This window comes from Mesobacillus sp., from assembly GCF_049588175.1.
In the GTDB taxonomy this organism is placed as follows: Bacteria; Bacillota; Bacilli; order Bacillales; family Cytobacillaceae; genus Mesobacillus.
The window spans coordinates 1-3,594 of sequence record NZ_JBAVFI010000223.1 but is presented as its reverse complement, the minus strand read 5'-3'; the positions used below and the strand labels follow the sequence as shown (position 1 = coordinate 3,594).

Sequence of the window (3,594 nt, the reverse complement as noted above, 5' to 3'; positions counted from 1 at the left end):
CAGAAAAAGAGCTTAACAACAGCAAGGAACAGCTTAAAGGCAGCCTAATGCTCAGCCTGGAAAGCACAAACAGCCGGATGAGCAGAAACGGTAAGAATGAACTCTTGCTTGGTAGGCACCGATCCCTAGATGAAATAGTTGAACAAATTGACCAGGTAACTAAGAATAGTGTTGATAGTATGGCTAACAGCATCTTTACAGACAACTATTCCGTTGCCTTGATCAGCCCGGATGGCGAATTGCCAAAGTTATAACTCGTACAGCAGCTTCCTGAGGAAGCTGCTGTTTTTTTATGATGGCTATGAACCGCAGTGCCTTTTTATATAGTTGGGTATTCTAAATCAGCGCGTTCATCGATACATATATAGTAAGGACAAAGATTCGGGAGGGCACGATGAAATTAAGTGAACTTGGCGGAAAGGAAATTGTCGATGTGAAAAGGGCTGAAAGATTAGGAATCCTCGGGCAGACAGATTTGGAAATCAATGAAAGAACTGGTCAGATTGAGGCCTTGATTATTCCATCGCTAAAGTGGTTCGGATTGCGTAAGCACGGCGGTGAAGTAAGGGTGCCATGGAGGCATATAAAAAAGATTGGGGCCGACATGATTATTATTGATATACCAGATGAAGAAGAATGAAAGCCAGCTGCCATGCTGGCTTATTTTTTTTCTTGGGTAAATTAGACTGTTGATTTCGGCTGAGGGTACTCACTTTCCGCGGGGCGACCAGTGAGTATCCTCCTCGCTTCGCTCCAATCAACAGGTGCCAAAAATCAATATGATTTTAATAGCCATGTTGATTGGAGTAGAAATCACGAAACTATTCGGACCTACTGGGGAAATTCCTTTGTTTAGTGGACTTCATAAGTGAATAATGAAAATCATCAACCGAGCACGAAAAAAACTATTTCTCACGCTGTGCAACTTCAGCTAGGGAAGCTTTTCTTTTTTGTGGAAAACTCACCTATTTCTAGGATGATACATATGATGTTGAAGTAGTTCTAAATGATTGATATTTATTCCAGGATTAATGGAAAAGAAGGTGATTGTTCTCATGCTGACAGGGATGCAAATCGCGGTTATTGGCGGTGATGCGAGACAGCTGGAGATTATTCGCAAGCTGACAGAGCTTGATGCAAAGCTTTCTTTAATAGGCTTCGAGCAGTTGGATCATGCTTTTACAGGTGCCTCAAAAGAAAAGATAGATGAAGTGGATTTTTCAGTTCAGGATGCTTTAGTTTTGCCAGTTCCAGGAACGAGTCTGGAAGGGCAGGTCGAGACCATATTCTCGAATGAAAAAGTAGTGCTTATAAAAGAAATGCTTGAACATACTCCGGCACATTGCACGGTTTATTCAGGCATCAGCAATGCATATTTGACTGGAATTACGAATCAGGCCAACCGCAAACTCGTGCAGCTATTTGAACGTGATGATGTGGCGATCTATAACTCTATTCCGACAGTGGAAGGTACGATCATGATGGCCATCCAGCATACAGACTTCACAATCCACGGATCTAAGGTTGCAGTCCTCGGTCTTGGCCGAGTCGGTATGAGTGTTGCACGCACATTTCACGCACTTGGTGCCAAAGTGAAGGTTGGTGCGCGAAAAAGCGAACATATCGCAAGGATTGCGGAAATGGGACTTGAACCTTTCCACCTATCTGATTTAGGCAGTGCTGTCAGGGATACAGACATTTGTATCAATACGATCCCGCATCTAATCGTAAATGCTTCTGTGATTTCGAGGATGCCAGCTCATACTTTAATCATTGACCTTGCATCTAAACCAGGTGGAACGGATTTTCGCTATGCAGAAAAGCGGGGAATCAAGGCATTGCTTGCTCCTGGTTTGCCAGGAATCGTAGCACCGAAGACTGCTGGACAAATTTTAGCTAACGTTCTTTCTCAGCTGCTTATGGAAGACTTTAATGACCGAAAGGAGAAAGAAGCATGAGTTTACAAGGTAAGAAAATCGGATTTGGTTTAACTGGATCTCACTGTACGTATGATGCAGTCTTCCCTGAAATTGAAAAACTGGTGAATGCAGGAGCCGAAGTTTTGCCGGTTGTTACTTTCACTGTGCAAAATACTGAAACACGTTTCGGCAAGGGGGAAGATTGGGTACACCGAATTGAAGAACTGACAGGAAATAAAGTAATCGATTCAATTGTAAAGGCGGAGCCCCTAGGTCCTAAAATTCCGCTAGATTGCATGGTGATAGCGCCTTTGACAGGGAATTCAATGAGTAAATTTGCGAACGCAATGACTGATTCACCAGTTCTGATGGCAGCTAAAGCGACACTGAGAAATGGCATGCCTGTAGTCCTTGGTATTTCCACTAATGATGCATTGGGGCTGAACGGGGTAAATCTGATGAGACTGATGGCAACAAAAAATATTTACTTCATTCCGTTCGGTCAGGATGATCCAGTTAAAAAACCAAATTCAATGGTAGCAAGGATGGGAATGCTATCAGAAACAATCATTTCGGCAATGAGTGGAAGCCAGTTACAGCCAGTACTTGTTGAGCGATACAAGGATAGTTAAATCTGGTAACGCTTTTCTCCGGCAGTGAAGCAAAATGTTTCTTTCCTTAATGATTGATTATGATAAAATATAGGATAATAAACAAGGCGGTTATTTCGTATGAACCGCCGTTTTATACTTATATTACCTACAGCCCGGCAAAAGCCGGATTAAAAAACGATATTCGTAGTGGAAGGGGAAACAGCAATGTCAGAGAGAAAAGGTTACAAAGTAGCAGTGGTTGGAGCAACAGGAGCAGTCGGTCAGCAAATGATCCAGACACTTGAGAGTCGTGATTTCCCTGTGTCAGAACTATTATTGCTGTCATCATCAAGATCAGCTGGTACAAAGGTTACTTATAAAGGAAATGAAATAACAGTCCAGGAAGCAAAGCCTGATAGCTTTGAAGGCGTAGATATCGCTCTTTTCAGTGCTGGTGGAAGTGTATCAAAGGCCTTTGCCCCAGAAGCGGTTAAGCGTGGTGCTATAGTAGTCGACAACACTAGTGCTTTCCGGATGGATGAGAATATTCCGCTTGTAGTGCCAGAAGTGAACGAGGCAGACCTGCATTCCCATAATGGAATCATTGCGAATCCAAACTGCTCGACAATCCAGATGGTTGTTGCTTTAGAACCTTTACGCCAGAACTTTGGCCTTGAAAAAATTATTGTCTCTACGTACCAGGCTGTATCTGGTGCTGGAGCAGCTGCTGTACAGGAGCTTGAAGAACAGACTCAGGCAATTCTCAATGGTGACCAATATGAACCAAAAATCTTGCCCGTAAAGTCTGCAGAAAAGCATTATCAAATCGCCTTCAATGCCATCCCGCAGATTGATACGTTTGTGGATAATGGTTTCACATATGAAGAAATGAAAATGATTAACGAAACAAAGAAAATCATGCACATGCCAGAGCTCCAAGTGGCTGCAACCTGTGTACGTCTGCCGGTTGGCACTGGCCATTCGGAATCTGTATATGTTGAACTGAGCCAAGGCGGTGTTACGGCTGCCCAGGTAAAAGAATTATTGGTAGATGCTCCAGGAATCGTCTTGCAGGATGATCC

General features: G+C 43.2%; 4 protein-coding genes and 1 pseudogene. All 5 read left to right on the top strand.

The window, feature by feature from the left end:
- A pseudogene (locus tag WB217_RS05615) lies at positions 1–254 on the top strand (insulinase family protein); the annotation flags it as partial.
- A 140-nt stretch (positions 255–394) separates the two neighbouring features.
- Positions 395–640, top strand: a complete 246-nt coding sequence (locus WB217_RS05610) for a YlmC/YmxH family sporulation protein (protein ID WP_423991450.1) — start codon at positions 395–397, stop codon at positions 638–640.
- A 415-nt stretch (positions 641–1,055) separates the two neighbouring features.
- Positions 1,056–1,958, top strand: a complete 903-nt coding sequence (dpaA, locus tag WB217_RS05605; protein WP_423991452.1) for a dipicolinic acid synthetase subunit A — start codon at positions 1,056–1,058, stop codon at positions 1,956–1,958.
- Positions 1,955–2,551 (top strand): dipicolinate synthase subunit B, encoded by a 597-nt coding sequence (gene dpaB / locus WB217_RS05600; protein WP_423991448.1) that lies wholly within the window; start codon positions 1,955–1,957, stop codon positions 2,549–2,551. Before dpaA ends, dpaB begins: the two co-directional genes overlap by 4 nt.
- Before the next feature lie 186 nt (positions 2,552–2,737).
- On the top strand, positions 2,738–3,594 hold an 857-nt coding region (gene asd / locus WB217_RS05595; RefSeq protein WP_423991446.1), incomplete at its 3' end, for an aspartate-semialdehyde dehydrogenase.

Excerpts from the sequence above, each read along its gene's own strand:
- dpaB (WP_423991448.1), top strand. The coding sequence starts at position 1,955 with ATGAGTTTACAAGGTAAGAAAATCGGATTTGGTTTAACTGGATCTCAC.
- WB217_RS05610 (WP_423991450.1), top strand. The coding sequence starts at position 395 with ATGAAATTAAGTGAACTTGGCGGAAAGGAAATTGTCGATGTGAAAAGG.
- dpaA (WP_423991452.1), top strand. The coding sequence starts at position 1,056 with ATGCTGACAGGGATGCAAATCGCGGTTATTGGCGGTGATGCGAGACAG.